A 24,158-nucleotide genomic window follows, 5' to 3' on the forward strand; every position below is an offset into this window, starting at 1 on the left:
CCATTTACTCGATCCGTGACTACCCCGAGACCGATTCGCAATATTCCGGGTCCACTCCGATTCGCGTCAGCACCATTCCGACACGCCGAAGGCGAATATCAGCGCAAAATGCACTACTCGACAGTTTTCTTCGACTAATCTTCGCCGTGGCGATCCAGGCCGATACCAGCTAGCGAAGGAACTCCATTGGGCATCAGAATCAACCAGTCGGGTCGCCACCGCCTGGGCGCGGGGCGAGTGCATTGCATTCATATCCCTGCTGTGGCGGCGATGCTCGCCGAGCGCCGCCGCTCATGGTTCACCACGTTCGTCAGTCCCGCGCGCCACAGTGCCACAGCGACACGAAAACGTTCGACCGTCCCCGCGGTCCGCTGGGTACCTGTCACCGCAAGCTGACCATACGTGTCGTGTCCCGGCCTCGCGACGAGGCCGGGACACGTGTGTTGTTCACCGTCGAACCGGATCATCTGGTGGAGCGCTGTATGTGAGCGCCGCTGAATCGCTCGCCCGCAGCGGAGAACCAACCGAGACCCGCACATACGACTGCGCCCCCACCGGAGAAATCCGATGAGGGCGCAGATCTTCTGCTGAGGTCGATCAGGCGTTGCCGGACAGCTTCTCTCGCAGTGCGGCCAGTTGGGCGTCGCTTGCCAGCGAACCGCCCGCCGTCTCCGCCTGGCTGGCGACAGACTGCGCATTGGTCTCCGAGGAGTAATTCGACGCCGCATTGTTGTTCGCGGCCTCGGCCGCGGCATCGGCGGACATCTTCTCCATTTGCGCGGTGTGCATCTTGTGCCGGCGCTCCGCCTCGGCGTAGCGACCTTCCCATTCCTCACGCTGCTTGTCGAAGCCCTCGAGCCACTCGTTGGTCTCGGGATCGAAGCCCTCGGGGAAGATGTAGTTACCCTGTTCGTCGTAGCTGTCGGCCATGCCGTACTTCGACGGGTCGAACTCGGCGTGGTAGTCCTCGTTGGCCTGCTTCAGACTCAGCGAGATCCGACGACGCTCCAGGTCGATATCGATGACCTTGACCATTGCGTCGTCGCCGACGGCAACCACCTGGTCGGGAACTTCGACATGACGCTCGGCCAGTTCGGAGATGTGTACCAGGCCCTCGATGCCCTCCTCGACCCGCACGAACGCGCCGAACGGAACGAGTTTGGTGACCTTGCCCGGCACGATCTGACCGATCGCGTGGGTGCGGGCGAACTGCCGCCAGGGGTCCTCCTGGGTCGCTTTGAGCGACAGCGAGACGCGCTCACGATCCAGGTCGACGTCCAGCACCTCGACCGTGACCTCGTTGCCGACCTCGACGACCTCGGACGGATGGTCGATGTGCTTCCAGGACAGCTCGGAAACGTGGACCAGACCGTCGACGCCACCCAGATCGACGAAGGCGCCGAAGTTGACGATCGAGGAGACCACACCCTTGCGGACCTGGCCCTTCTGCAACTGATGCAAGAATTCGCTGCGGACCTCGGATTGCGTCTGCTCGAGCCAGGCGCGGCGAGACAGAACCACGTTGTTGCGATTCTTGTCCAGCTCGATGATCTTGGCTTCGATCTCCTTGCCGACATACGGCTGCAGATCGCGCACCCGGCGCATTTCGACGAGCGAGGCGGGCAGGAAGCCGCGCAGTCCGATATCGAGAATCAGGCCGCCCTTGACGACCTCGATGACCGTGCCCCGGACGGCTTCGTCCTTCTCTTTGAGGTCCTCGATGGTACCCCACGCACGTTCGTATTGTGCCCGCTTCTTCGACAGAATCAGGCGGCCTTCCTTGTCCTCCTTTGTGAGCACAAGCGCTTCCACCTCATCGCCCACGGCAACGACCTCATTGGGGTCGACATCGTGTTTGATGGACAGTTCGCGAGAAGGAATGACGCCTTCGGTTTTGTAACCGATGTCGAGCAGAACCTCGTCGCGGTCGACCTTGACGATGGTTCCTTCGACGATGTCGCCGTCGTTGAAGTACTTGATCGTAGCGTCGATGGCGGCGAGGAAATCCTCGGCGGAGCCGATGTCGTTGACGGCTACCTGCGGCGAGGTGACGGTGGTGGGCATGTGTCGGTGTGCTCCGGACGGATTGTGGTCGGTTGCGGACATTGGAACTTTCGGTACGCTGCGATCTCACGCACTGTGTGAGGACGGACACCAGGAACGTACCGCACTGCAATGCAAATCAAACGTACCGCGAGCCGAACTCCTCACGGAGGTACGCAAGGCACTCGCGGGTTCAGCGTACGCGACCCCTGTCCGGCCGGGCAAACCGATCCACCTGGCTCACCAGTAGTCTGGCCGGCGTGCCGGACGATTGCCATACGCCAGCAAACGCGCTGCTCTCGACAGAAAGCGCAACACGCACCCCGCTCGGACCGGCGGCCAGTCGACTCGCCAGCCAACGCTGGTGGGATGCCGATGCCGCTCAATACCACGACGCGCACGCGGAGTTCCTCGGCGTCGACTCCGCTGACGGCGAGTTCGTGTGGTGTCCAGAAGGCCTGCACGAAGGCGACATGCAATTTCTCGGCGACGTGGCGGGCAAGCGAGTGTTGGAAGTCGGCTGCGGTTCGGCGCCGTGTGCGCGCTGGCTGGCTGGGCAGGGCGCACATGCGGTTGGACTCGACCTCTCTCGTGGCATGTTGGAGCGCGGGGTGGCGGCTATGGCGCGCGGTGGTCCGCAGGTTCCCCTGGTGCAGGCGGGCGCCGAGGCCCTGCCGTTCACCGACGCTTCGTTCGATCTGGCGTGCTCTGCGTTCGGCGCCGTGCCTTTCGTTGCCGATTCGGCAGCGGTGATGCGGGAAGTCGCCCGCATACTGCGGCCCGGCGGACGCTGGGTGTTCTCGGTGAATCACCCTCTGCGCTGGATCTTCCCGGACGATCCTGGTACGCCCGGATTGACCGCCACCATCCCGTATTTCGACCGCACGCCGTATGTCGAGGTGGACGACACGGGCGCGGCCATCTACGTCGAACACCACAGGACCATCGGCGACCGCGTGCGCGAGATCGTCGCAGCGGGATTGGTGGTAGAGGACATCATCGAACCAGAATGGCCGGAAATGCTCGACCGCGAATGGGGCCAATGGAGTCCACTACGAGGCGAATTGTTTCCTGGCACCGCCATCTTCATCACACGGAAACCCTGATTGCCGGTTGTGGATGCGCGATCTCGGCGCGCCGGAGGAGGTGCCGGTTCGGATCATCGACAGTATATAACCGGATCGAAATCGGTTTAATACCGAAGGTTTCTTTTCATTTGCCATGCGAAACGGCTTTGAACAGCAAAGACGGGGATAGTGTAGGTACCCATGGATTCCTTTTGGGATTACGTGTGGTACATGATCCTCATCTTCGCGTTCGTGGCCTACCTGATCGTGTTGTTCCAGATACTGGTGGATCTGTTCCGGGACCACGAAGTATCTGGAATCGCCAAGGCCGGATGGGTGATCGCGCTGGTGGTGTTCCCCTATGTGACCGCGCTCGTCTACCTGGTCGCCCGCGGCAGAGGCATGGCGCTGCGAACTCAACAAGCACGGGTAGAAGCCGAACATGATGCCGAGCAATACATTCGGCGGATCGCTGGCAAATCACCCGCGCAAAACATCGCCGATGCCAAGGCGTTGCACGATTCCGGCGTGATCACCACGGAAGAATTCGAGCGACTCAAAGCCATGGCATTGGGGCAAACCGTCCCAACGGCCAACTCGACATCTGCCTGACGAGTCCGGACCCGCTCGATCCGACATCGAATCGCATACGCAGGACGAACAGGTCCAGTACGCCGGCACCGGACCTGCTTCGCTCTGCATCTATGCTGCCGGTCAGCCAATGCTGAACGGCTGCCCCCACAATGTCATGACCGACTGGACGTTCTCGGTCTCGACCTTGACTTTGACAAAGGCACGCGCTTGCGCGTACCCGCCGCAACCGCTGAGACCGATGGTCGAGTCGGCCCAGGTGACCGAACCGCTCTGCCCCTTGAATTTGTTCCGCTTCTGGTGCGATTCGTTGCCGTAGTCGTCGGCTTCCTCGAGATCGAGCACATAGAACGACTTCGCTTCACCGGGTCCGAGCGACAAGGCAGCACCGCCGGAGCCACCGACTTCCGGGCTCTCACCTTCCCAGTCACTACCGGCCGAGACTCCGCCATCGACACCGCCGCCGTCGATGTTGACTTGACATCCCACGACGTATCCGGGATATATTTTGCCGCCCATGGCGTTCGAGCCGGACAGTTCGACGTACGCAGTGCCGGAAACCCATGCGTTGCGGTGCACCGGAGTGGCGCCCATGGACGGGTTGATGTTGGCGGACTCGTTGAGTAGCCGGACCGTCACAACGGTACCGTCCGACAGCGATTTACTGATTTCGCCACCTGGCAGCGGCACATAGGTATCCGCGTTCGCCGGGCCGGACGCGAGCATGCCCACGGCGACGGAAGTGGCGGCGCCGACGGCGGCCAGCCGCGCGGCGTTCTTTCGGTTGATCATGATTTGGTCCCTCAGAGATTGAATTCGCCGCAGCGATAAGGTGTTTCGTTGTCCGACAGAGGTCAGCCGATGCTGAACGGCATCCCGTAGAGGGTGGTCTTCGAGTAGTGGTCGCCGATGATCTCGACAACGGTGTAGGCACGGGCCTGGGCGTAACCCGCGCAGCCCTGGATCGCGATCTCGGAATCCTCGTACTCCACCGAATACACGCCTGGCTCAGGGATTTCCTTCCCCTCGACCTCGACGAACGCCACCTCACCGGGACCGAGATTCAGTCCTACCGAACCACCGACGCTGAAGCCGTCGACATCGATGCCACCCGACATTCCGGCGCTGATTGCATCGTCGCCGATGCTGACCTGGCAACCGACGATGTATCCGGTGCTCAACTGCGAGACGCCATGGGTCGAGGAGTTGTTGGTACCGGGCGCACCCGCTGCCCCATTGTTCGGGCCGGCAGTACCTTCGGGGGTAACGGAAACCTCGGCCGTGGCAGTGCCGGACACCCAGACGACACGACCAGCACCGTTGGCGGCGAGAGACGGAGAAACCACCGCGCGCTCGTGTGTGCGGGTGATCTTCACTCCCGGGCCGAGCTTCTCGCCGTCCGGCAACGGCACAAACGCATCGGCATCGGCAACGCCGGTCGAGAACAATCCCATGGCCAGGGTCGCGGCAGCACCAATACCCGCGACACGGCCACCACGACGCAAACCACTGCTGTGGTAGTAGCTCATACTTCCCTCATCAGATTCTAGCGACTCGCCTCGTCCGTCGAGGCGATCGGCCTCAGTGAGGCTGGGATGAAGCATTCCCGGCTGTGCTATCGGCTGGATGAACCGTTACCGACCCAGTTGATGAACGATCTAGGACCCGTACATGTCCAGTTCTTTGCGATTGTGTGACAGCGCTTTTCAGATGAGTCGTCGGTCGAATCGAACCGCAGCCGGTGACGCGGCGCCGGTGTTCACCGAAAACACGGGCGAGGTGCACGAGATCGCGCAGAAACTGCCCGCAGGAGCGTCGAATACGATTGACTTCGACAACGATGGTGCAGTCGGTGGAATTCCTCCTCGATGACGCTGCCGACGGCGAGATTCGCCGTCAGTGGCGGATGCTCGCGGCAGTGGGGGTGTCGAGTCCGGCCACGCACACCGACGACACGCACCGTCCACACATCACCGCTGGCGTGGCCCGGCAGATCTGGCCACGCATCGAGCATGCGTTGAACACGCAGGCCTTCTCGCCGATCTCCGTGCGACTCGGTGGGCTGGTGATCTTCGGCGCGCGCCGCCCCGTTTTGGTGAGACTGGTGGTGCCCAGCGAACCACTGCTCGCACTGCATCGGAGGATCTTCCACACGATCTCCCCATGCCCCGGCATTCCGGCCACCATGTATCCGGATTCATGGACACCGCACGTCACGCTGGCGAGAAGAGTGTCGACTGGGCAACTCGGTGCGGCATTCGACGCCGTCGCCCGCGACCGGGATTTCTCGGCGAAAGTGGTGGGCATCCGGCGATGGGATAGCGATCGGCGCCGCGAGTGGCGCGTCGGCCGGATCGACGATGGAAGATAGGCGGGGCGGCCCGCGTTACATCTGGCACACCCGATACGAGAGGACGCCATGGCCACCCAGACATTGACGCAGCACAACTTCGACGAGGTAGTGACGAAAAACGACGTGGTCCTCGTTGATTTCTGGGCCGATTGGTGCGGCCCGTGTAAGGCTTTCGCACCGACATACGAGACCTCCTCCATCAAGCACCCGGACGTGGTACACGGAAGTGTGGACACCGAGGCCGAACAGGGTCTCGCCCAGGCGGCAAATATTCGTTCGATCCCGACCATCATGGCGTTTCGAGAGGGAGTGCTGGTGTTCGCTCAACCCGGTGCACTGCCGCCGGCTGCGCTCGAGGACTTGGTGACACAAGTCAAAGCGCTGGACATGGACGAGGTGCGCGCACAGCTCGCCCAACAGCAGGCGGCCGAATAGCAATTGTCACGTGACGCGCCAACATTGCGTCCACGGTCCCGCGGGCGCAGTGGAATCTGGTGTGGCCCGGACGAGCACGCCAGCATCCGGGCCACATCCGCTGCCGCGGAACCGCCACCGACGCCACTGCGCCATCCGGACGCAGAGTCATGGCAGGGAAAATAGCGGAAGCTATCCGGACTTGCCGAGTCGATTGACTCCAGCGATCATGGCGCGGACTGTCGACTCGTCGTTGCCATCGGCGATTGCGGCGCCCCAACCCCGCCGCCCATTGCATTCGCACTGCACGAACGTGGCGGTTCCATCTGCTGTGCGCCGCTGATGGAACTGCAGGATCTCCACGGGATATCCCTCGTCGTACAAAGCCGAGGTCATCGCCGCGACCGGGCTTCCGGTGGCGACGACGGTCCGGACGTGGTCGGTGAATTCGAGCGTGGCGGTGCACTCGACGCTGTACATATCCGCCGGTGACCACTCGTCGAGGCGAATCGGACCGCTACGCTCGCAGTAGCGGTTGCGGAACTCCGCTGAGGTCAGCCCAGCGCTTTCGGCACGCAAGCCTCGCGGAGCGGCGGCGTAGAAGGTGTCCATATCGAGAATCAGGGGGGTCATCGAAAGTATGTCTTCCCGGCAAAGGTCGTAGCTCAGTTGACGGCGGAACCGGCACAAAACAAATGGAAAACCCGCAGCGAGGGGCCGGTCGGCGTATCAGACCCCGCTGCGGCGGGCTACTACGCGGAGTCGATGATGCTGCGCCACCATTGCGGTAAGCGGGATCGAGGCGCCGTGAACCCCGGGCTCGGAAGCGGTGGCCTGCACGACCACGGAGGTCCCGGTGAGCGACGCCAGCGACTCGACGCGGTCTGCGACGTTGGGCGCTGTGGCGTAGCGGTCGGCGGGATTCGGCACGCTCCTGACAATAGAGACATCACGGCGCAATAGCAACTGCCCTCCAGAAGGCGTTCCTCGCTGGTCGAGGAGTATTCGCACGGTTCAAGACCCCGCGCCGTCAGCTGGATGGACCTCGTCCAACTTGCCGGAGGCGACGTCGAAGACGAAGCCGCGGATGGCGTCCTTGCGCGGCAAGAACGGGCTGGCGACAAGACGCTCGATCGATTGACGCACATCGGATTCCACATCGGAGAATGCTTCGGTCGACCACTCCGGTGTCATTCCGGTGTCCTGCTGAACTGCGGCCTCGAATTCCTCGTCGGTGAAGGTGAGCATGCCGCAATCGGTGTGGTGGATCAAGATGATCTCCGTGGTGCCGAGCATCCGCTGACTGATGGCCAATGACCGAACCACGTCCGCAGTGACGACACCACCAGCGTTGCGGATGACATGTGCCTCGCCGTCACCCAAGCCGAGTACGCCATAGACGTTGAGTCGAGCGTCCATACACGCGACGACGGCAACGCCCTTCGAAGGAGTCAGTGGACGGGACCCTCGGAAGGTGCTCGCATACTCCGCATTGTTCTTCACGTACTCATCGGTGACAGTCATGGTCATACCCCTGCGCTCGGTGGTGTGCGAATCCTGTACGCGACCGACCCACGGCAGACGTCCGTATTCGGCGCGCCACCAGCCTGTTGCTGTGGTTCGCTACTGGCGCGGCGCTGCGATGATAGCCCCCATCGCCGGCACGCAGGAGCATATCGGACATTTCCGGACCGGCGGGCGTGGTTCGTCAGTGCGCCGCCGCGTCCCAGCTGCGACCGACGCCGACCGACACCTCCAGCGGCACCGACAGCGTGATCGCCGAGGACATCCGTTCACGTGCCAGCGTCTCGAGCGCCTCTCGTTCCCCTTCTGCCACCTCGAAGACCAACTCGTCGTGGATTTGCAACAGCATCCTCGAACGTAGCCCCGCAGCCCGCATCGCCCGGTGCACATCGATCATCGCAACCTTGATGATGTCGGCCGCTGTTCCTTGAATGGGAGCGTTGAGCGCCATTCGTTCGGCCGCCTCACGTCGTTGCCGGTTACCCGAGTCCAGATCCGGCAGGTAGCGGCGCCGGCCGAACAGGGTCTCGGTATACCCGACCTTACGTGCGTGTTCCACCACCTCGTACAGGTAGTCCCGGATGCGACCGAAGCGGGCGAAATAGATCTCCATCTGTTCCTTCGCCTCGGCCGTGCTGATCTTCAACTGTGCCGACAATCCATAGGAGCTCAACCCGTAGGCGAGGCCGTAGGACATGGCCTTGATCCGCCGGCGCACCTCCGAGGTCACCTCGGCGATCGGTATGTCGAATGCTTTCGATGCGACGAAGCTGTGCAGATCCTCACCGGAGTTGAATGCCTCGATCAACCCTTCGTCCCCAGACAGATGTGCCATGATCCGCATCTCGATCTGGCTGTAGTCTGCGGTCATCAGTGACCGGTAGCCGGAACCGACCACGAAGGTGTCGCGAATCCGTCTGCCGGTGTCGGTACGGATCGGGATGTTCTGCAAGTTCGGTTCGGTCGACGACAGCCTGCCCGTGGCAGCAATCGTCTGATTGAAGGTGGTGTGGATGCGACCGTCCTCGGCGACGGATTTGAGCAGACCATCGACGGTGACCTTCAGCCGAGTGGCGTCGCGATGCGCAAGCAGGTGCTCCAGAAAAGGATGTTCGGTCTTCTCGAACAACGATTCCAGCGCGTCCGCGTCGGTGGTGTAGCCGGTCTTGGTGCGCTTCGTCTTCGGCATGTCCAGCTCGTCGAACAGCACCACCTGCAATTGCTTCGGTGAGCCGAGGTTGATCTGCTTGCCGATCACCTCATAGGCCGCGGCTGCCGCGGCGGCAACCCGGTCGGCGAACTGCTGCTGCAGCAGGGAGAGTTGCTCGGTATCGACTGCGATGCCCGCATCCTCCACGGTGGCCAGCACGCCGAGCAAGGGCAACTCCATGTCGGCCAGCAACGCAGTGGATTCGATCGCGCCCAACTCCTCGTCGAGCGCATCGGCCAAGTCGGCCACACCACGGGCCCGCAGCATCTGTGCCCGCGCCAGTTCGGCGTCGACGGTGTCCTCGTCATCGAGCAGCGACAACTGCTGAGTATCGTCGGATTCGGCGCGAAGCTCACGGCGCAGGTAGCGCAGCGAAAGATCATCGAGGTTGAAGGTGCGTTGACCGGGGCGGACCAGATACGCCGCGAGCGCAGTATCGCTGGTCAATCCACCGAGGGTCCAGCCCCGCCCGCGCAGAGCATGCACGGCCGGCTTGGCCTCGTGCAGCGCCTTGGGCACCTCCGGGTCCGCCAACCAGGTGCCCAAGGCAGCGTCATCGGCGGGGGTGAGCGTGGTGGCGTCGATGTATGCACTCTCGCCATCGGCCGCCGCGATGGCCACTGCACGGACGTCGCCACAGCTCGGAGTACCCGTGCCGAGGATTGCGACGCCATGGCGCACGCCCGCGGCAGCATGCTGGCCGAGCCACTCGGCCACAGCACCGACCTCCAGCGCGGCGCCACTGATCTCGAAACCCGCCTCCGCCTCCGGCGCCGCAGGGGCCAGCGTCTCGAACAAGCGATCGCGCAGCACACGGAACTCGAGGTCGTCGAACAATCGGTGGATCCGGTCGCGGTCCCACGGTTGCTGTGCCAGTTGGTCCGGGGTATAGGGCAGCGGCACATCGCGCACCATTTCGGTGAGTTGCCGATTGAGCACCACACTGCTGAGGTTGGCGCGCAGCGCGTCACCGACCTTGCCGCGCACGTCATCGACTTTGTCGACCAAAGTGTTCAGGTCACCGTACTGCCGGATCCATTTGGCGGCGGTCTTCTCCCCGACGCCTGGAATGCCGGGCAAGTTGTCGCTGGGGTCGCCGCGCAGCGCCGCATAGTCCGGGTACTGATTCGGTGTGAGGCCGTATTTGGCCACGACCTCCTCCACGGTGAATCTGGTCAGATCGGAGACACCCTTGCGGGGATACAACACCGTGACGTTGTCATCGACCAGTTGCAAGGAGTCACGGTCCCCGGTGACGATGAGCACGCGAAAGCCCTCGGCAGTCGCTCGCGTGGTGAGCGTAGCGATGATGTCGTCGGCTTCGAACCCCTCGATCGCCATCACGGGAATGCCCAGAGCGCCCAGCACGTCCTTGGTGAGTTCGACCTGACTGCGGAATTCGTCCGGAGTCGTGGCTCGGTTGGCCTTGTATTCGGGGTACGCCTCGGTGCGGAACGTTCGGCGCGACACGTCGAAGGCCGCCGCCACATGGGTCGGCTTCTCGTCCCGCAGCAAGTTGATCAGCATTGCGGTGAAGCCGTACACCGCATTGGTGGTCTGGCCGGTGACGGTCTTGAAATTCTCGGCCGGTAGCGCGAAGAACGCGCGGTAGGCGATCGAATGCCCGTCCAGCAGCAGCAGCGTCGGCCGGTCACCGGACCCGGAATCACCGGCAGCGGGCGTGGTGGCAGGTTGCGAAGCAGTCGACGGTGAACTCACGCCCCAAGAGTCTAGGGACCGGCACCGACAGGCGGTTGCGCCGACTCCCCTACCGTTCACCCCACGACAGGTTCTCCACGCACGTCCGACGCCACCGCCCCGTCAGAGCGCGGCAACCACCTCGCGCAGTACGGGCAGGCTCACCGACCCCGAGCCGAGCACCGCGTCATGGAACGCCGTGATGTCGAAGTCCGTGCCGAGCCGCTCGCTGGCCGACCTACGCTGACGCTGGATCTCCAGCTGACCCACCTTGTAACCCACCGCTTGTCCCGGCATGGCAATGTAACGATCCACTTCCACTGTGATCTCGGCCAGCCCAACCGGAGCGTTGGCCACCATGAAGTCGATCGCCCGCTGCCTGCTCCACCCCTTGGCGTGCAGACCGGTGTCGACGACCAAACGGCAAGATCGCCACGAGTCCCCGGCCAGCATGCCGAGACGGCCGAGATCGTCGTCGTAGAGACCCATCTCGTCGGCAAGCCGCTCTGTGTAGAGCGCCCACCCCTCGACGAATGCGGTATTGGCGAAGGACTGACGCTGGAAACGCGGCAGGTGATCGAGTTCTGTGGCGATGGTGAGCTGCAGATGATGTCCGGGAATCGCTTCGTGGTAGGCCACCGCCGCCGTCTCGTAGCGACCGCGGCCAGTGGGTTCGTGCAGGTTGACGTAGTAGGTGCCCGGTCGCGACCCGTCGGCTGCGGGCGGGAAGTAATATGCGGCAGGCGCATCCGCAGCCAGGAATTCCGGCACCGGTGCGATGTCGCAGGATTCTCGTGGCAGCCGACCGAACCACTTCCCCATCTCGGCGGTAGCCAGCGACAGGGCTCGCCGCGCATCGCTCATGATCTGCTCGGCGTCCGCATAGTACAGCGCGGGATCTTCACGCAGCCGGGTGAATATCTCACCGAGATCGTCGGTGCCGAACAAGCGCGCCCCGACCGTGGCGTACTCCGCGCGCAGTTTCGCGAGCTCGTCCAAACCGAGTCGATGGATCTCATCGGCGCCGAGATCGGACAATGTGGTGTGTCGGCGCAGCAGTCGCTGGTAGATGTCCTCACCGTCGGCGCCGAGCCAGCACAACCCGGGCTCGTCGTCGGGACGGCCGACCGGTAGCAGCTCGGTGTGCAGTACGTCACGGTAGGCCCGGAAAGCCGGTCGAACGACCTCGCGCGTCACCTCGGCCAGTTCGGCCCGCCACGCGGCCTCCCCATCCCACCCCTGCGGTCCACCGATCGTGGCGAACGGATCGGTGACGGCGGCGGAGCTCAGGTAGCTGTCGAGCTGATTGAGCGAGCGGCGGACCGTGATACGGGCGGGCGTGCGGCCGGCGGACAAACCGGCGCGGAATCGTTGCACCGCCTTACCGAGCAGGTCGCCGTACTGTCGGTAGCGCTGCACGAGCGCGTGCGCGTTCTCCGGTTGTGGCGCGGTGATCTGTGGCGCCATCATCAACATTCCCGCGTGCACGCCGTCCATATGGTCGGAGGCCATCTCCGCTGGACGCCACTGGCGGTGTTCGATGGCGCCGCGCAACTCGGTGCCCAGCAGGCTGCGCGTAATCCGGTCGGTCGGAGTCAGCTCTTCGACCGCAAGGGCGTCCACCCCACGAAGCAGTTCCCGCCACCTGGCGAGCAACCGCTCGTCGGCCTCCGCGGAGAGGTCTTCGATGCGGTCGTCGAATCGATGATCGCCCAACAAGGTCGCCGAACTCGGCGCCCCCTCGAGCACGCTGTCCCAGTATTCGTCCGCCAGGCGCAACAGTTCGGTGTGACCGTCCATGATCCTGATCATGCCTCGAGCTCGCGGGATCGACACCGCGCACACGGCTGGAGGATATCGGGCCGCGGAGCTGCGAACCGGCCGCAGCCCGATCCAGTAGCGTCAGACGTAGGTGTAGGACACGCCGTTGCTGATGTCGTCGCCCACCGTCACGGTGACCAAGACCGTCCCCGTACCCGCCGGACTATCCGCAGTGATCTGCGTGTCCGAGTCCACGGTGAACGAGAGCGCGGCAACCACCCCGAACGTCACCGCCGCCGCACCCATGAAGTTCGACCCCGTCAATACCACTGTCTGCCCGCCGATCTCGGGACCGGTGTCGGGCACCACCGTTGCAATGATCGGCGCCACATAGGTGTAGGGCACGCCATTGCTGACCTCGTCACCCACCGTGACGGTCACCGAGACCGTCCCCGTGCCCGCCGGAGTCACCGCCGAGATCTGCGTCGCCGAATCCACGGTGAACGAGGCCGCCGCGACCGCACCGAAGCGCACCGCCGTCGTTCCGGCGAAGTTCGACCCGGTCAGCAGCGCGGCCTGCCCACCGACCGCCGGACCGGAATCCGGCACGATCGCGGCTATGTTCGGCGACAGGTAGGCGTACGACACGCCATTGCTGACCTCGTCACCCACCGTGACGGTCACCGAGACCGTCCCCGTGCCCGCCGGAGTCACCGCCGAGATCTGCGTCGTCGAATCCACGGTGAACGAGATCGCCGCGACCGCCCCGAATGTCACCGCTGTCGCCCCGGCGAAGTTCGTCCCGGTCAATACCACTGCCTGCCCGCCGAGCGGCGAACCGGAGCTGGGCACGACGCTGGCCAGAACCGGGGTCCCGGCATAAGAGTAGGAAACGCCCTTGCCCGTTCCCCCGGTCCCGGTGACGGTGACGGTGACGATCCCGGACCCGGGCGGAGCGATTGCGGTGATCTCGGTCGTGGAGTCGATGGTGAAGACTGTTGCGATGGCACCGAACCGCACGGTGAGCGGACCGACGAAGTCAGCGCCGGTGAGGGTGACGGCGTTGCCACCCGCAACGGGACCCGAGATCGGCGAGATGTCGGTAACACTGGGGAGGATGACATAGACGAAGGTCACCGGGTTGCTCGTGCCGCCAGGTGCGGTGACCGTGATGGTCACGATTCCCGTGCCGGCCGGAGAGGTCGCAGTGATCTCGGTATCGGAGACGATCGCGAACCCGGCCGCGGGCGTCGCGCCGAACGAAACTGCGGTGACCCCGGCCAGGCCCGATCCGGTCAGTGTGACCACGGTACGCCCGATGGTCGGCCCCTGGTTGGGAGCAACACTGCTCAATACCGGCACCACGAGATAGGTGTAGTCGGCCGAATTGCTCGTCCCCTCGGGCGTGGTGACGGTCACCGATACGACACCGACCGTCCCGGGTGGCGCGCTCGCGGTGATCCGAGTGGCGGAATCGATCGTGAACACAGTTGCGATGGTGCCGAACCGGACGGTCGCGGCACCGGTGAAGTCGGTACCGGTGATGACGACACCGGTGCCCCCGGTGGCGGGTCCCGAGGTCGGGGAGATCGAGGATATGGTTGGCGCGGCCATGATGTCGGCTCCTTGATGCTGTGGCGATGGGTTCTCCGCACCGGGGGGTGCCCGATTCCATTGGTGGCCCGGCTGTTTCCATTAACGCGCGCACAACGAAGCCCGGACAAGGTCCTCTCTACTCCGATTTCGTCCGTTTTCACATCATGACCCTGATAGCCCAGTGGCGCAGCCGCGCTTCACCGTTCACGGTTACCGAGCGGCGACATCAGCCCACACCGAGGTAGGCGGACTTCACCGCGGGATCGATGAGCAGTTCGCTTCCGCGACCGGTCTTGGTAACCTTTCCGGTCTCCAAGATGTAGGCGCGACCGCTGCGAGCCAATGCTTGCTGGGCATTCTGCTCGACCAGCAGGACCGTGGTGCCTTCCCGATTGATCTCGGTGATGATCCGAAATATCTGCTGGATCACCATGGGCGCCAATCCCATCGACGGTTCATCGAGCAACAGCAGCCGAGGCCGCGCCATGAGTGCCCGAGCAATCGCCAGCATCTGTTGCTCTCCACCGGAGAGGGTGCCCCCGACCTGTTTGCCCCGTTCATGCAGCCTCGGAAAGAGCTCGAACACCCACTCCAATGTGCGATGATAGTCGGCTTTTCGGCGAAAACTCCGTCCATAGCAACCCATTTCGAGGTTCTCCTGCACCGTCATTCCGGGGAACACACCCCGCCCTTCCGGCGCCTGGATCAGGCCGTGAGCCACCCGCTCGTGCGCCTGCATCCGAGTGATGTCACGACCATCGAAAACGATGCGACCGCGAGTCAACGGCAACAGCCCGGACATTGCACGCATGGTTGTCGTCTTCCCAGCACCATTGGCGCCGAGCAGCGTGATCAGCTCGCCCTCGGCCACCGTGAGGGAAATCCCGTGCAGGGCACGGATTCTGCCGTAATCGACGACCATGTCCTCGATTTCGAGCAACGCCGCCGCCGAGCCGGGACCGGACCCGGCGGTGGGTGGGGACTGGGTGAGCGGCTCGGTCACCGCAGGCTCGGCGCGCCACATCGCCTCCGGTGTGGACTGCGCAGAATCGTCCGTTGATCGGTCCTCCCGGCCACTGTCGTCGACACCAGCGTCCCCGGCGCCGTGACCGGGCGCCTCGTCTGCGTCGGCGTCCGGTGCACCCAGATACGCCGCGATCACCGCCGGGTCTTCTCGGATGTCCGCAGGGCGCCCATCCGCGATCTTGCGGCCGAACTCCAGCACCACGATGCGGTCGGTGACACCCATGACCATCCGCATGTCGTGCTCGATCAACAGCACCGTGAAGCCATCGTCGCGGATCTTCCGGATCAGATCCATGAGCGCGGACTTCTCGCTGGGGTTGAAGCCGGCCGCAGGCTCGTCCAGACACAACAGCTTCGGATCGGTGGCCAATGCGCGGGCGATCTCCAAGCGACGTTGGTCGCCATAGGGCAGATTGCGTGCTTTCTCCGCCGCACGCGGCGCAATGCCGACGAACGTCAACATCGCCATGCCGCGATCGATGGCGTCGCGTTCCTCCCGCCGGTGCCGCGGCGTCCGAAACACCGCACCCGGCACCGAGGTCTTGTGGCGTGCATCGGTGCCGACCACCACGTTCTCCAACGCGGTCATCTCGCCGAACAGGCGCACATTCTGGAACGTGCGTGCGATACCGAGCCGAGTGATGGCATTGCGCTTGGTTTTCACCAGCGGCTTGCCGTCGAAGGACACCAGACCGGACGCAGGCTGGTAGACGCCGGTGATCGCATTGAAGCAGGTGGTCTTTCCTGCTCCGTTGGGTCCGATCAGCCCCAGGATCTCACCGCGGCGGATTTCGAAACTGACGTCGTCCAATGCGGTCAGGCCGCCGAACTTCACCGTGAGCCCCTCGGTGCGCAACAGGGGCGCGCTGGTCGCGTTCACCGCCCCGCTCCGATCGACTCCTGGGTATCTGGTTTGCGCACGGCCAGATACACGTGCCTGCCATAGGCGAGCAACTTCTGTCGCGCTGGGAACAGCCCTTGCGGACGAAGAATCATTACCACCACCAACGCGATACCGAAATACAGGTACTTGAGGTCTCCCAACGATTGCGCGCCGCCCATGCGGAACAGCAACACGCTGCCGAGCAAGAGCAATGCCAGCACCGCCGTGACCACCAGTCCCGTGACCACCCCGCGGCGCGGCCAAGCGCCCCACCGGTCGGCCCACAGCCGCCAGGCGACGAGCAGCGCCAGGAACACCGCAACGCAGATCGCCAGCCAGACGTAGCCGGTCGACTCGTCACTCACCAGGTTCACCGACTGCAACCGAGCAGGTAGGTAGGCGATGAGGAACGCCCCGACGACAACCCCCAACTTGTTGCCCTGGCCCCCGATCACCACCGCGCACAAGAACAGAACCGAGTTGACGATGTTGAAACCGGACGGATTGATGAACTGCACCTGCCCGGCGTACATCGCTCCGGACACTCCGCCCACCGCAGCGCCCATCACGAATGCCCACAGCTTGAACTTGAACGTCGGAACACCCATGATCTCTGCCGCGTCCTCGTCCTCACGGATGGCCACCCAGGCGCGACCGACTCGACTGCGCTCCATGTTGCCGACCATCAGCAACACGATGATCACCAGCGCCAGACCGAACCAGTACCAATAGGTGCCGTAGCTGGCACGGTCCAGAATGTTCGCGCTGTCGGCGTCGCCGATGTTGCCGCCGGAGAACACACCGTCCGGCCTGCTCTCCGACTCGCCGACCCGTGGGTAGGCCACCTCGGTGAGACCGAGGCTGCCGTTGGTGACGTCGGTGAGATTGTCGGCCAGCAACCGGACGATCTCACCGAAGCCGAGGGTGACGATGGCGAGGTAGTCGCCACGCAGGCGCAGTGTCGGCGAGCCGAGAATCAAACCGGAGACAGCGGTCACCGCGACCGCGATCGGCAGGCAGGCCAGCCATGCCCATCGGAGATCCAGCCAACCATCGTCGACCTGATTCCATGGACTGCTGGGGCTGGTGAGCAAGCCCACCGTGTACGCGCCCACAGCGTAGAAGCCGACATAGCCGAGGTCGAGCAAGCCTGCTTGCCCCACCACCACATTGAGGCCGATTGCCACCAGGGCATACATCGCGACCTGCGCCATCACCAGGCCGAAGTTGTAGGACGGGGTATCCAGCAACGGTGGCGGATACAGCGGTAGCAGCGCGAGCAGGAAGACGATCGGAACCCCGAAGCCCCATTGTGCGGGTCTGCTCAGACCATCCCACCAGTGTCGGATGCTGTCGCCGAGGCCATGTCGCGGGACGTCGGACGCGGGTGGCAGCGTGGTCGTTTCGGTCATACGCGCGCCCTTCCGAGACTCTCGCCGAGGATGCCGGTCGGACGGAACATCAAGACCAGAACCAACACGACGAACGCGACCACATCGCGCCACTCGGTACCGAACAGCATTTGACCGTATTGCTCTGCTACTCCGAGCAAAAGGCCCCCGAGCAGCGCGCCGCGCAAGTTGCCGATGCCGCCGAGCACCGCGGCGCTGAATGCCTTGATGCCGAGAATGAATCCACCGGAGTAGATGATCCCGTTCGGGTACTTGAGCGTGTACAACATCGCCGCCGCACCGGCAAGGACGCCGCCGATGAGAAACGTCAGCATGATGACCCGCTCTCGCGATACGCCCATCAGCGTGGCCGTATCGGGATCTTGAGCCACGGCCCGAATTCCGCGGCCGAACTTGGTCCGATTGATCACGAGCTCGGTGAGAATCGCCAGCACCATCATCGCCGAGACGATGAGCAGCGCAATGTTGGTCACGCTCGCTCCGCCGACAGTGAACTGCACGGTCGGTTCGACGAGCCGAATCGGCTGCTGCGCATTGGTGCCACCGAGATCTGGCCGGATCTTCGGCAGTACGAAGTGCACGAGTTCCTGGAGTATGAACGAAATCCCGATAGCGGTGATCAAAAAACTCAGGCGGGATGCGCCTTGCTTGCGCAACGGGCGATACGCCGCCCGTTCCAATCCGACAGCAGCGCCGCCCGAGACCGCCATGCCCACGATCATCGCCAAACCCAGGTAGATGATGGTGAACAGGACACCTTGGTCGTAGATGGTCGGGCTGGCAACGAACCCGAAGAGCATCAACCCGATCAGTTGCCCGAACATGCCGAGCATGAAGATTTCCGAATGAGCGAAATTGATCAGCCGCAAGACGCCATACACCAAGGTATAGCCCACCGCGACCAGCGCGTAGATCGCGCCATAGGTCACGCCGTCGACGGTCAGACGCCAGAAATTGTCGACCAACCCCACATAGTCGAAGTCGATCGAACCACTGGCGAATGGCACCCCCTCGGCCACCGCCGTTCTATTCATGAATAAGTCCCTCATCAGTGTGTCCATCGCACAGCGGCACGCACCGGGTAGTCACCCCAGCACGTGCCGCGTCCGAAGTAGGTCTACTCGACCTCGTACACCCAGATCAGGGCGTCCGACAGCTCACCGCTGGCATCCCAGCTGTAGTTCCGCCCGAGGCCGGCGCCGTCATACGCGCGGACGAAGTCGAGCAGGTCCGGGCGTGTGAGTTTCCCGGCGCCGATACCCTTGGCCAGAATCGTGGCGAGGTCGTAGGCCTCGACCGAATAGATGCCCGGTGCTTGTCCGGTGAGCTCTTGGTAGGCGCTCGCGAACTCCGCCGGCGCGGGCCCACACGGACACGACAGCGTCGCCCCTTCGGCCGAAGTGCCGGCCTGCTTGACGAATTCTGGGTCGTTGGACCCGTCCCCCGACACGAAGTCGCCCTCGAAACCACCGGATTTCAGCTGCTCGATCAGCGGCGCGCTCTGCGCATAGAAACCGGCGAAGAAGACAGCGTCCGGCTTCGCACTGGTCACCTTGGTAACCACTGCAGAGTAGTCCTTGTTGTCGTCGTTCTTGACCGATGCCGCACACCCCGGATCGGCTACGCCGCCGAGTCCCTCGTTGATCGCCTGGGCCAGCCCTTCGCCGTACGCGTCGTCCAGCTTGACGACACAGACCTTCTCATAGCCAGCGGTGTTGATCATGTAGTTTGCGACGGCTCCGCCTTGCACCTTGTCATGCGGCAAACCGCGGAAGAAACTGGTCCATCCTTTCTGGGTCAGTTCCACCTTGGTCGCAGACGGGGTCATCGTCACCAGGCCCGCGTCGCTGAGGATCTTGCCGGTCGCCTCGGTCTCCCCGGAGAAAAAGGGCCCGACCATGCCGACGACCGACTCGTCGCCGACGATCTGCGGGATCACCTGCGTGGCCTTCTGCTCGTCGCCCTCGGTGTCCCATGTCCTCAACACGATCTGACAACCGGAGTTGGCCTCGTTGTGTTGCTCGATCGCGAGCTTGGCACCGTTGACGATATTGATGCCCAGAGCGGAATTCTTACCGGTGAGCGCGCCCGCCATCGCGATCGTGGTACCAGGCGGGCAGTTCGCTCCACCGTCACCAGCAGGACTTGCCGCCAGGGTGCCTTCGGCGAACGGTATCTCCTTGCCGTCCTGATCGACCTGCATCACCGGCTGGATGGACAAGTCCACGGCATCGCCGGTGTCCTTGCCGCTGCAACCGGCCAATACCAGCGCTGCAGAAGCGCAGGCGACCACGACACCGCGTGTGGAACGACTGTGCCACGTAGAACCAAGCACGATTCACCTCTACGTTCTGTGCTCCCCTGAGGGTCTCTCCGGGAAGGCTGACCTCATCAACTTGGACAGAACATAGCGGTAATTCGCCATCCGCGCATAGCATTCGAGTGACGCAGGTTACACATATTCGTGAATCCGCAGCCTCGAGGGCGCACACTCATGCGGGAACCCAACCGCCGTCACTTGGGAGTCAGATTCTCCAACACGACCTCCGCGACCGCCTTCATTGTGGTTCGCCGATCCATTGCTGTGCGCTGAATCCACTTGAACGCCTGCGGCTCCGACAATCCCTGAGTCTGCATCAGAACCCCTTTGGCCCGCTCCACCAACTTGCGGGTCTCCAGCCGCTCGGCGAGGTTTGCCACCTCGCTCTCGAGCGCGGCGATCTCGTGGAAGCGACTGGCCGCCAATTCGATTGCCGGCACCAGGTCCGACTTCGTGAACGGCTTCACCAGATAGGCCATCGCGCCGGCGTCACGCGCCCGCTCCACGAGATCACGCTGACTGAAGGCCGTCAGAATAACCACGGGGGCAACCCGTTTGGATGCGATCTCCGCGGCCGCGTCGATACCGTCTCGGCGCGGCATCTTGACGTCCATGATGACCAGATCCGGCCGGTGCTCGACTGCGAGGTCCACCGCCTGCTGACCATCGCCCGCCTCGCCTACCACCCGATAGCCCTCTTCGGTCAACATCTCGACCAGATCCATGCGAATGAGCGCTTCGTCCTCGGCGACGACGACCCGCTTCGCTCCGGCCTCCCGCGTGGTGCCGGCGCCCCCAGCTGCTGTGCTCATAGATAGACCCCTCTGGTTTCGATGCCCTGTCCCTCGGCACACCGAAGCGCCGCGATCGAACCGCGCGACCGTCGGCCGATCCTCGGCTGCCGAGTGATGTAAAGAGTACCTTTCAGTTCGAGACAGAACGCATATACCCTGCGCAAACGGCGCGCCCACAGCGCTACGGCCAACGCATTCGCTTCTCCCGGACATACCCGCTATAGTTGCCTCCCGGTGCGCCGAGTTGGCGGAACTGGCAGACGCGACGGTCTCAAAAACCGTTGTCCGAAAGGACGTGTGGGTTCGAGTCCCACACTCGGCACCATCATGATCGGCCTCCTTTCCCGAGCCGCCATTCCCGTATCCCGATACCCATCCTGCCTTGCCATGCTTGGCCGCGCGATAGGGTGGGTGCCACCTGAGCCGATACCCCCTGAGCCGGCGGCAGCGGGCAGCCGGCAGCGGCTACCATCCCCCTTCCAGTGCACCTGACCAGTGACCGCAAGACTCGCCGTAGACACCCGCGGCGCCGGTGTCACACTTCCTCGTCCCCACCCACATGCGGTAGCCTGCCCGGGCGCGGCCGAATACACCTATTCGTCTGCCGTTGCCGGATGTGCCCCATGGGGTCCAGACGGTGTGGACTCCCGCGGACAACACTCTGCGCCGTTGCTGGTTCGACACGACAGGACTCAGACATGCCGAAGCGAACTTCGGATGTTTCGCTCCATGTTCATGTGACACCGGAAACCCTCGAGCAGGTCGTGGCCACCGTGCGCGCGGTGGTCGACGATCACCTCATCGATCACGATGTATTCGCCTGGCGGTTCACGGTACCGGTCGACACCGACAATCCAACCCACCTCGCGCTCGAAAATCACCACCGTGCGAGTCACCTCGACGATACGGCGCACAACCGGCAAACCTACGAGATCGTGCTCGGCCTGGTCGGCTCGCCCGACCAGCTGGCCGACCGTGATATGGCGATATTGGAACGCGAACTGCTGCAGAATATCTCCATGCTCGGGCGCAGCAAACCGGGAGAGTCGATCCCGCTCTCGATTCGATCCTCGCCCTGCACCGACGTCGATCTCGACATCGACCGCACCCGCGAATTGCTGTGAGCCCGTCCGCCTACCTTCGTGCGGGGAAGTGACGGATGAGTCCCTCCTGGACAGTGGTCGCCAACAGCTCGCCACAACGAGAGTAGAAGCGCCCGGTCGCCAAGCCACGAGAACCGGCGGCCACCGGCGATTCGGTGGCGTACAGCACCCATTCGTCGAAACGGAAGCGGCGGTGGAACCAGATCGAATGGTTGACCGTCGCCGCGACGATCCGGTCCAGGCCCCACGACAGCCCGTGGGTGGTGATGATCGAATCCATCACCGTGGTGTCGGACGAATAACCGAGCAGGGCAACGTGCAGCATCGGGTCATCGGGTAGAGCTCCGTCGGCGCGCATCCACACCCGATTGTGGTTGAGTCGCTCACCGGTGCCTTTGAGAATCCATGCTGGGTCGTTGATGTAGCGCATATCGATCGGATGCGGCGCGTTGATGAACATCTGCAGCTTGTCTTCCAAGCCTTCGAAGCTCTCCTCCACCCGCGGCAGCGTCTCCGGATCCGGAACCTCCGGCTGCTCGTGCGCATGTTCCAGTCCAGTACCCCAGTCCTGGAAGGCCGCGAGCATCACGAACAGCGCCCGACCGTTCTGGCTGGCGGTCACGGTTCGATTGGCGAACGCACGGCCGTCGCGATGTCGGTCCACCCGATACTCGATCGGCTGTTTCACATCACCGCCCCGGACGAAATGCGCGTTCACCGCATGCACCGAACGGCCCCCGACCGTCCGGCCGGCCGCCACGATCGCTTGTGAGACGAGCTGGCCGCCGAAGGTCCGGCTCCATACCTTGTCCGGATGCCGGCCGACGAACACGTCCCGATCGGTCTGCTCCAGATCGAGCAGGCCCACCAGGACATCCAGGTCGGACCGCTGAGCAGGCGGCTGGTCGACGCCGAGAGCGCGACTGGAAGCTGCTGTCACAAATGGTCCTCCTCGCCGATACGGTGCACGTGGATCAGGTTGGTCGAACCGACCGTACCGGGTGGCGATCCGGCCACGATGACCACGAGGTCGCCCTTGCGATATCGTCCCATCGACAACAACGCGACGTCGACCTGGTGGATCATCGCATCGGTGCTCTCCACGGTCGGCACGATGAAGGTCTCTGTGCCCCAGGTCAGCGCCAGACGGCTGCGCACTTCCGGCAATGGCGTGAACGCCAGCAGAGGCAGGGGCGTATGGAGCCGGGCCAAACGGCGCACGGTGTCGCCCGACTGAGTGAACGCCACCAATGCCCTGGCATTGAGCCGTTCGCCGATGTCTCGAGCGGCATAGGAGATCACGCCGCGCTTGGTCCGCGGGACGTGGGTCAGTGGAGGTACACGAGTCGACTCGATCTCTACTGCGTGCACGATTCGCGCCATAGTGCGCACCGTCTCGATGGGATACTTGCCGACCGAGGTCTCCCCGGACAGCATGACTGCATCGGCGCCGTCGAGCACTGCGTTCGCCACGTCGGAAGCCTCGGCACGAGTAGGACGAGAATTGTCGATCATCGATTCCAGCATCTGCGTGGCGACGATGACCGGTTTGGCGTTCTCGCGGGCCACCTGAATGGCCCGCTTCTGTACGAGCGGCACCTGCTCCAGCGGCAGCTCGACTCCCAGATCGCCGCGCGCCACCATCACCGCATCGAAGGCCAGCACAACGGCCTCGAGGTTGTCGATCGCTTCGGGCTTCTCGAGTTTGGCGATCACCGGCACGCGGCGGCCGACCCGATCCATCACGTCGTGCACCAGCTCGACGTCGGACGGTGATCGCACGAACGACAACGCGATGAAGTCGACCCCCAGTTTCAACGCGAATTCCAGGTCCTCGATGTCCTTGTCCGACAACGCGGGCACCGACACATCCATGCCCGGCAACGAGACACCCTTGTTGTTGGAGACCGGGCCACCTTCGGTCACCCTGCAGACCACGTCGCTACCGTCGACACCGACGACGACCAGCCCGACCTTGCCATCATCGACCAGCAATCGGTCGCCGGGCTTGGCGTCACCGACGAGCTGCTTGTACGTGGTGGATACTCGGTCGTGGGTTCCGTCGATGTCATCGATGGTGATGCGAACCTGTTCGCCGGTTGCCCACACCGTTTTGCCGTCCAGGAATCGTCCGAGCCGGATCTTCGGTCCCTGCAAGTCCGCCAACACGCCGACAGCTCGGCCGAGGTGGTCGGAGGCCTGACGCACCTTCTTGTAGTTCTCGGCATGATCGGCGTGCTCGCCGTGGCTGAAGTTGAGTCGAGCCACGTCCATGCCACTCTCGACGAGTTCGCGGATTCGATCCTCGGTGGCAGTGGCCGGGCCCAGGGTGCACACAATCTTCGTCCGTCGCATCACGGGTA

The 24,158-nt window shown here is 63.6% G+C and carries 21 protein-coding genes, 1 tRNA gene and 1 pseudogene; 6 read left to right on the top strand and 17 right to left on the bottom strand.

Annotation, left to right across the window (positions count from 1 at the left end; translation table 11 throughout):
• Nucleotides 1-597: 597 nt before the first annotated feature.
• Nucleotides 598-2,064, bottom strand: coding sequence for a 30S ribosomal protein S1 (gene rpsA, locus K940_RS0110520; RefSeq protein ID WP_028477509.1), 1,467 nt, complete (start codon nt 2,062-2,064; stop codon nt 598-600).
• Between the two features lie 239 nt (nt 2,065-2,303).
• Between rpsA and K940_RS0110525 the strand changes: the two genes are divergently transcribed.
• Entirely contained in the window at nt 2,304-3,149 is an 846-nt protein-coding gene (locus K940_RS0110525; RefSeq protein WP_028477510.1) for a class I SAM-dependent methyltransferase, read from the top strand.
• 162 nt (nt 3,150-3,311) lie between these two features.
• The gene (locus K940_RS0110530) at nt 3,312-3,722 is read left to right on the top strand and encodes an SHOCT domain-containing protein (protein WP_028477511.1); all 411 of its coding nucleotides are present in this window, start codon (nt 3,312-3,314) and stop codon (nt 3,720-3,722) included.
• A 102-nt stretch (nt 3,723-3,824) separates the two neighbouring features.
• Here K940_RS0110530 and K940_RS0110535 read toward each other — a convergent pair whose 3' ends face one another.
• Both K940_RS0110535 and K940_RS0110540 read right to left on the bottom strand, forming a co-directional pair.
• Nucleotides 3,825-4,493: an MspA family porin gene (locus K940_RS0110535; protein ID WP_028477512.1), complete on the bottom strand. Its 669-nt coding sequence runs from the start codon at nt 4,491-4,493 to the stop codon at nt 3,825-3,827.
• 62 nt (nt 4,494-4,555) lie between these two features.
• A complete protein-coding gene (locus tag K940_RS0110540; RefSeq protein WP_028477513.1) occupies nt 4,556-5,230 on the bottom strand; it encodes an MspA family porin in 675 nt (224 codons plus the stop codon).
• 296 nt (nt 5,231-5,526) lie between these two features.
• Here K940_RS0110540 and K940_RS0110550 point away from each other — a divergent pair, with 296 nt between their 5' ends.
• Nucleotides 5,527-6,072: a 2'-5' RNA ligase family protein gene (locus tag K940_RS0110550; RefSeq protein ID WP_231390318.1), complete on the top strand. Its 546-nt coding sequence runs from the start codon at nt 5,527-5,529 to the stop codon at nt 6,070-6,072.
• 48 nt (nt 6,073-6,120) lie between these two features.
• A complete protein-coding gene (trxA, locus tag K940_RS0110555) occupies nt 6,121-6,489 on the top strand; it encodes a thioredoxin (protein WP_028477515.1) in 369 nt (122 codons plus the stop codon).
• A 171-nt stretch (nt 6,490-6,660) separates the two neighbouring features.
• Here the strand turns inward: trxA and K940_RS0110560 are convergent, their stop codons facing one another.
• The 12 genes and pseudogenes from K940_RS0110560 to K940_RS0110610 form a co-directional block, all read right to left on the bottom strand.
• Nucleotides 6,661-7,101 (bottom strand): 2-keto-3-deoxygluconate kinase, encoded by a 441-nt coding sequence (locus K940_RS0110560; protein ID WP_028477516.1) that lies wholly within the window; start codon nt 7,099-7,101, stop codon nt 6,661-6,663.
• A 96-nt stretch (nt 7,102-7,197) separates the two neighbouring features.
• Nucleotides 7,198-7,398: a hypothetical protein gene (locus K940_RS0110565; RefSeq protein WP_028477517.1), complete on the bottom strand. Its 201-nt coding sequence runs from the start codon at nt 7,396-7,398 to the stop codon at nt 7,198-7,200.
• Nucleotides 7,399-7,482: 84 nt separating this feature from the next.
• Nucleotides 7,483-7,992 carry a carbonic anhydrase gene (locus K940_RS0110570; protein WP_028477518.1) on the bottom strand — a complete coding sequence of 170 codons (510 nt, stop codon included), beginning with the start codon at nt 7,990-7,992 and terminating at the stop codon, nt 7,483-7,485.
• Between the two features lie 184 nt (nt 7,993-8,176).
• Nucleotides 8,177-10,921 carry a DNA polymerase I gene (polA, locus tag K940_RS0110575; protein WP_028477519.1) on the bottom strand — a complete coding sequence of 915 codons (2,745 nt, stop codon included), beginning with the start codon at nt 10,919-10,921 and terminating at the stop codon, nt 8,177-8,179.
• Nucleotides 10,922-11,023: 102 nt separating this feature from the next.
• Nucleotides 11,024-12,700, bottom strand: coding sequence for a DUF885 family protein (locus tag K940_RS0110580; RefSeq protein ID WP_231390319.1), 1,677 nt, complete (start codon nt 12,698-12,700; stop codon nt 11,024-11,026).
• A 102-nt stretch (nt 12,701-12,802) separates the two neighbouring features.
• Entirely contained in the window at nt 12,803-14,275 is a 1,473-nt protein-coding gene (locus K940_RS27775) for an IPT/TIG domain-containing protein (protein WP_081706275.1), read from the bottom strand.
• A 208-nt stretch (nt 14,276-14,483) separates the two neighbouring features.
• Complete coding sequence (locus K940_RS33540; RefSeq protein ID WP_369797497.1) at nt 14,484-15,281, bottom strand: ABC transporter ATP-binding protein; 798 nt, start codon at nt 15,279-15,281, stop codon at nt 14,484-14,486.
• Nucleotides 15,282-15,323: 42 nt separating this feature from the next.
• Nucleotides 15,324-16,163: pseudogene (locus tag K940_RS33545) on the bottom strand (ABC transporter ATP-binding protein); the annotation flags it as partial.
• Nucleotides 16,160-17,578, bottom strand: a complete 1,419-nt coding sequence (locus K940_RS0110595) for a branched-chain amino acid ABC transporter permease (RefSeq protein ID WP_028477522.1) — start codon at nt 17,576-17,578, stop codon at nt 16,160-16,162. The pseudogene K940_RS33545 and the gene K940_RS0110595, both read right to left, overlap by 4 nt.
• Complete coding sequence (locus K940_RS0110600) at nt 17,575-18,612, bottom strand: branched-chain amino acid ABC transporter permease (RefSeq protein ID WP_028477523.1); 1,038 nt, start codon at nt 18,610-18,612, stop codon at nt 17,575-17,577. The genes K940_RS0110595 and K940_RS0110600 overlap by 4 nt, the downstream gene beginning before the upstream one ends.
• 83 nt (nt 18,613-18,695) lie before the next feature.
• A complete protein-coding gene (locus tag K940_RS0110605) occupies nt 18,696-19,913 on the bottom strand; it encodes a branched-chain amino acid ABC transporter substrate-binding protein (RefSeq protein ID WP_231390320.1) in 1,218 nt (405 codons plus the stop codon).
• A 179-nt stretch (nt 19,914-20,092) separates the two neighbouring features.
• Complete coding sequence (locus tag K940_RS0110610; protein WP_028477525.1) at nt 20,093-20,710, bottom strand: ANTAR domain-containing response regulator; 618 nt, start codon at nt 20,708-20,710, stop codon at nt 20,093-20,095.
• Nucleotides 20,711-20,930: 220 nt separating this feature from the next.
• Between K940_RS0110610 and K940_RS0110615 the strand changes: the two genes are divergently transcribed.
• A tRNA-Leu gene (locus tag K940_RS0110615) sits at nt 20,931-21,017 on the top strand.
• Nucleotides 21,018-21,390: 373 nt separating this feature from the next.
• A complete protein-coding gene (locus tag K940_RS0110620) occupies nt 21,391-21,816 on the top strand; it encodes a hypothetical protein (protein ID WP_028477526.1) in 426 nt (141 codons plus the stop codon).
• Nucleotides 21,817-21,826: 10 nt separating this feature from the next.
• Here K940_RS0110620 and K940_RS0110625 read toward each other — a convergent pair whose 3' ends face one another.
• Together K940_RS0110625 and pyk are read right to left on the bottom strand one after the other, a co-directional pair.
• Complete coding sequence (locus K940_RS0110625; RefSeq protein WP_051407070.1) at nt 21,827-22,735, bottom strand: acyl-CoA thioesterase II; 909 nt, start codon at nt 22,733-22,735, stop codon at nt 21,827-21,829.
• Nucleotides 22,732-24,153: a pyruvate kinase gene (gene pyk / locus K940_RS0110630; protein WP_028477528.1), complete on the bottom strand. Its 1,422-nt coding sequence runs from the start codon at nt 24,151-24,153 to the stop codon at nt 22,732-22,734. Before pyk ends, K940_RS0110625 begins: the two co-directional genes overlap by 4 nt.
• Nucleotides 24,154-24,158 lie beyond the last annotated feature (5 nt).

The organism is Nocardia sp. CNY236, from assembly GCF_000482385.1.
In the GTDB taxonomy this organism is placed as follows: domain Bacteria; phylum Actinomycetota; class Actinomycetes; order Mycobacteriales; family Mycobacteriaceae; genus Nocardia.